Source organism: Pseudomonas sp. P65(2024) (genome assembly GCF_057480955.1).
This window is the reverse complement of record NZ_JBLIYX010000054.1, coordinates 1-355: the sequence shown is the minus strand read 5'-3', so window position 1 is coordinate 355 and position 355 is coordinate 1. Positions and strand designations below refer to the sequence as shown.

Sequence of the window (355 nt, the reverse complement as noted above, 5' to 3'; positions counted from 1 at the left end):
TCCCACACGAATTGCTTGATTCATGCTGTAAAGACGATCAAGACCCTATATAGGTCTGTAGCTCAGTTGGTTAGAGCGCACCCCTGATAAGGGTGAGGTCGGCAGTTCAAATCTGCCCAGACCTACCAATATGCGGGGCCATAGCTCAGCTGGGAGAGCGCCTGCCTTGCACGCAGGAGGTCAGCGGTTCGATCCCGCTTGGCTCCACCACTTCGCTGTACTTGCTTGATCAAACTCAGAAATGAGCATTCGGATCGAATGTTGATTTCTGACTTTTGTCAGATCGTTCTTTAAAAATTCGGATATGTGATAGATAGACTGAATGCCAGTTTCACTGCTGGTTATTCAGGCTAAG

The 355-nt window shown here is 48.5% G+C and carries 2 tRNA genes; both read left to right on the top strand.

Features of this window, described 5'->3' with window-relative positions:
* Nucleotides 1–51: 51 nt before the first annotated feature.
* Nucleotides 52–128, top strand: a tRNA-Ile gene (locus tag AC25MA_RS25835).
* A 6-nt stretch (nt 129–134) separates the two neighbouring features.
* Nucleotides 135–210: transfer RNA gene (locus tag AC25MA_RS25830), tRNA-Ala, on the top strand.
* Nucleotides 211–355: the final 145 nt, after the last annotated feature.